Consider the following 4,884-nt stretch of genomic DNA (forward strand, 5'->3'; position numbering starts at 1 on the left):
AGTATTTTTGCCGGTGCCTCTCCTTATCCTTTTGCTTTGCCTATTGCTCAGTCTCTCCAAGACAATGCAAAAAAGGTAGGGGTACGTTTTAAAATTGAACGCTTCGTAGGCACGCAGTTATTTTCAAAACTATCTGCACGTACTTTTGATACAATTTTTTTCGGATGGAATAATGATTCTGCGGACCCCCATACAATGGCTTCACGCCTTATTTACAATCCTGATAATCGGCTTGAGGCTAAAAATACAGGCTATGCGAGTTGGTGCCATGGGTATTTGGATGAAACTATGAATCAAAAGGTTCAAGATGCGTTGTTTCAAAAAGATCCCAAAAAACGGGCGCAAATGTATGCTGATTTACAACGTGATTTTATGCAGAAAGGACCTTATGCTTTTATCTATCAGACGTATCACACGATAGCGATGACACCTGATGTTAAAAAATGGGTTTGGAATAGTGCACCACGTATTTTTTATAGTGCAATTGAAAAATAAAAAGGTATCAGGTTTATAAAATATAAAAAACATGATCATGATATATTTGATGTATTGCAAAGCTCTTTAACACTTTGCAATACATTGAATTTTATCGGGAATGGATTACTATGTTGTGTAGAGAATTTTATTTCAGGAATTCTTATAGAATATGTGTTTGTTTGGATGTTAGGATTGAATATTTTAACTTCTATTGATAGAATTTTCGGATGAAATAATGACTCTAGACATCCCCATACAACGGCTTCAAGTTTTTTTTTACAACCCTGATAATCGATTTGAAATTAAAAATATAAGTTGTTCTAGCCGGTGTTATGGGTATTTTGATGAAGCTATAAATCAAAAGTTTAAAGATGTGTTGTTTCAAAAAGGTTCACAGAAACGGGCGTAAAGAATTGAAAAATGGTAAGTTTGTTTAGTGAAAAAACAGGTGTAACAAATGTGGCAGAATTCACTGTTTCCGAAATAGCAGGGGCTCTAAAGCGTGTTGTTGAAGAAAAGTTTGGTTATGTACGGGTGCGTGGGGAGATATCAGGGTATCGTGGTACTCATGCTTCGGGACATGCTTATTTTGCTTTAAAAGATGATAAGGCACGGTTGGAAGCTGTTATTTGGCGTGGAGTTATGGAAAAGCTCAAATTCCCTCCTGAAGAAGGGATGGAAGTAGTTGCTGTTGGTAAACTTACGACGTATCCAGGGTCATCGAAATATCAAATTGTCATCGAGGCTCTTGAACCAACGGGGGTTGGTGCTTTGATGACACTTCTTGAAAATCGTAAGAAAAAGTTTTTAGAAGAAGGCTTGTTTGATGAAGAAAAGAAAAAAACTTTGCCTTATATGCCTCGAATTTTAGGCGTTGTAACATCACCAACAGGTGCTGTTATTCGTGATATTATTCATCGTATATCCGATCGTTTTCCGTTGCATATTTTGGTTTGGCCTGTACGTGTTCAGGGGGAAACAAGTGGGAGGGAAGTGGCTGTTGCTGTTGAAGGTTTTAATGCTCTTGGTCCAGGTGGACTTATTCCAAAACCTGATCTTATTATTGTTGCACGGGGAGGAGGAAGTTTAGAAGATTTGTGGGGGTTTAATGACGAAGCTGTTGTTCGTGCTGTTTATGAATCTTCTCTTCCTGTTATTTCTGCTGTTGGGCATGAAACGGACTGGACCTTGATTGATTATGTGGCTGATTGGCGCGCTCCAACTCCTACCGCCGCAGCAGAACGGGCTGTTCCTGTTAAGCTTGATCTCGAGGTGCTGGTGGCATCGCTTGATGCACGTTTGCGCAAGGGACTCGCGCGTTATTTGGATTTTTATCGACAAAAATTGCGTGCTACTCTACGAGCTCTTCCGACTGCCGATCAACTTTTTGCTCTACCACGGCGTGGTTTGGATGAAACTTCAAGTCGATTGCAGCGTGCTCTTTGTGTAAGCTACGATAAAAAACGTTTTTCTTTTCATGCACTTGGTGTGCGTTTTTCACCGCGTTTGTTAAATAGTGAAAAAGCACAACGCAATACAAAGGAATATACGGCACGTCTTCAGCGTGCTTTTGTGCGTAGTGTGGAAAAACAACGTGCTGGGTTAGAGGTAGTATCTAGGCTTTTAAGAAGCACTTCATATCAGAATATTTTGGAGCGCGGTTTTGTTTTGGCTTTGGGGAAAGATCATAAGCCCATTAAACGATTGGTTCAGTTTCCTGAAACAGGGCAAATAAATTTACGCTTTTTTGATGGAGATATCAGTGTTGCAACACAAGAGCCTATTTCCGCTAAACGTTCAAAACACAAGCAAATAAAGTCGCCAAACGATGATCAAGGAATGCTCTTTTAATACGGGTCAATGCCATGCTTGCGGAAGGTCTTCTTAAGGGAGTGGATGGAAAAGTTCGTTGCGCATGGGCTGGAACGGATCCACTTTATTGTGCTTATCATGATACCGAATGGGGAAAGCCTATTTTTGAGGATATTCGTTTGTTTGAGAAAATTTGTCTTGAGGGTTTCCAAGCGGGGCTTTCTTGGTTTACAATTTTAAAAAAACGCTCTTTTTTTCGCGTTGCATTTGATCACTTTGACTTTGAAAAGATTGTTCATTACGATGAGCTAAAGGTGAAAATGTTAATGCAAAATAAAGACATTGTTCGCCATCAAGGAAAAATTCAATCAGTGCTTAATAATGCACTTAGAGCACAAGAAATTATAACAGAGTGGGGAAGTTTGTCCCGCTATTTTTGGTCTTTTCAGCCACCACAATCAGAGCGTTATGAAAAGATAGACTTTCAAACACTGTTGGCTAACCCTATGACACCTGCTTCTCTTCGTCTTTCTCAAGACTTGAAGAGACGTGGCTGGACATTCGTTGGTCCCACAATTTGTTATGCTTTTATGCAGTCCGTAGGGATTGTTAATGATCATCTTGAAGGATGTTTTTGTCGATAAATTGGCAAACTGTCTTTTGTAAGAGTAATGATCAATAGGATAATAATTGAATTATTTAATAAATGTATAGATTATACAATTCCACTGTATAAGATAATTGAAATATACAAACTATACAATATTAATGATTTTCTACTGTTGTTGGCACTAAAAACGATAAAGGTATAATTTTGAGGATGAAAAAACAGATGCCAAAAGAAGTGATACCTTAACTGTTATGTATCTGAAGTGAGATAATGGTAATGTCTTGTATGTTTTAAAGAAACATTTAGTACACCAAAACCCATTTCGCGGTGGCGCCCGTGAATGGTATGACAGTAAATCCATTGTGCACTCCATCTTTACGCTTATGAAGGAGCAAATCGGCACCATCACACACTTTACTAGCTCTCAATGTTGTGCAACAGTCTTTGGCATTTGTAATGGTTGAGAAGAGTTTTTTTTATTTCTGTTAATGACATGACGGTTATAATTAATGAATATTGTATTCATGATTATTGACGAATGCAAAGTGGTTTTTAGATGGGGTGCTGTTGTTGCATTGTTTTACTTTGCTTGTATGATTGTCGGTTTATTTATATGTAGGTCGATTGCTCAATGCTTACCTAGGTAATAAAAATAAAATACAGCGATGAAAAATTGAAGTTAAATGACTCAAGCTGCTTGTGTTAGGTTTTATTATCTGATAACTTTCCTTCACTAGAGAGGAATTTTACTGCGTGTGAGCTCCAGTTTTGGGAGGATACTTAAGCTCAGACAGACTGGTATTCACTGCATTGCTTCGTTGAATCTCTGTATGTTTCCGCTGGAAACGAGAGTTCTGTTGCGGTATGTTGTTTTCTATTCTATTTTTATAGTGGTAAAGCAATGATGCACGCCAAAGTTTAGAAGGGTTTATATTCGTTATGTCTTTAGGGGGGAAACGTCTAATGAATTTTATTTTTATCAATGAGAGAATGCATTTTAGTGTATATTCTTTTATTGTAAGCTTTATTTCTCAAAAGATAAAGCGTGGAAGGAATGCTTCTTCTCATTTTTCCTTTATCTTTGTTAACGCGTTTGGTTTTGTTGGTAAAAACGTAAAACTTTTGACACTTAGTTTTCAAAAGATTAAGCAGATTTTTGTGGGGGGTAGCGTTTTAGAAAAGATATTTTCTTATGTCTTTCTGCTGTTTCAGTGCCGTTTTGGTCATGTAGTAAAGATGCGCCGTATCTTGAAACAGTGTTTGAGGGGGATGACTATTTTTAAAGTTTGCATATTTTATTTTAAATGTCGCCTAAAGGAATAGAATAATGAATTCATAAATTTTTGCGTAATGATTTTTTTAAAGCTCACTATTTTTGGGGCGACAAGGCTTATTGATGATTAATAGAGAACTGATATAGTGCATTATCATATGCAAAGAGGTTATGAAAAGAATGTAATACTGGTTAGCAAAACATATATTGCATGTTCGTTATGGTTTATTGAGACGTAAGTCAATGAATTTATCAAGTAGATGACTCTGTGTAGGTGATTAAAAATATAGGCGATTAGAACGTATTTATTCAATGTTATAATTATAAATTTGCTATATTATTTTAGCGTCATTAATTGATAAAAATAAATAAAGGGAAAAGTTTATGAACTTGAAGAAAACAATATTGAAAAGTAGCAGCTCTCTTGTTTCTGCTCTTATGGCTTTGGGCGTAGTTGTACAACAGGTTTCAGCAAAAACACCCGCTGATACCCTTGTGATGGCTTGGAATCTTGATGCAATCAGTACGTTTGATCCCGCACAACTTAATGATGTTTATGGAAGTGAAATTATTTACAATATTTGTGATAACTTGGTGAGTACTGCGACAGATGATCCTGCTAAAATGGTTCCCGTTTTAGCAACACATTGGGATGTTTCAGGTGATGATCACAGTACGGTGATTACTTTTCATTTACGTGATGGTTTGAAGT

2 protein-coding genes and 2 pseudogenes are annotated in these 4,884 nt (G+C 37.0%); all 4 read left to right on the plus strand.

Going from position 1 to position 4,884, the window contains the following annotated elements; genetic code table 11:
* A pseudogene (locus ACFIQC_RS09225) lies at nucleotides 1–495 on the plus strand (ABC transporter substrate-binding protein); the annotation flags it as partial.
* Nucleotides 496–897: 402 nt separating this feature from the next.
* Entirely contained in the window at nucleotides 898–2,328 is a 1,431-nt protein-coding gene (xseA, locus tag ACFIQC_RS09230) for an exodeoxyribonuclease VII large subunit (protein WP_375613873.1), read from the plus strand.
* Nucleotides 2,329–2,342: 14 nt separating this feature from the next.
* On the plus strand, nucleotides 2,343–2,933 hold the full coding sequence (locus ACFIQC_RS09235) for a DNA-3-methyladenine glycosylase I (RefSeq protein WP_375613872.1): 591 nt from the start codon (nucleotides 2,343–2,345) through the stop codon (nucleotides 2,931–2,933).
* 1,623 nt (nucleotides 2,934–4,556) lie between these two features.
* A pseudogene (locus tag ACFIQC_RS09240) lies at nucleotides 4,557–4,884 on the plus strand (ABC transporter substrate-binding protein); the annotation flags it as partial.

The sequence above is a fragment of the Bartonella sp. AA126HLJHH genome (assembly GCF_042197425.1).
GTDB lineage: Bacteria > Pseudomonadota > Alphaproteobacteria > Rhizobiales > Rhizobiaceae > Bartonella.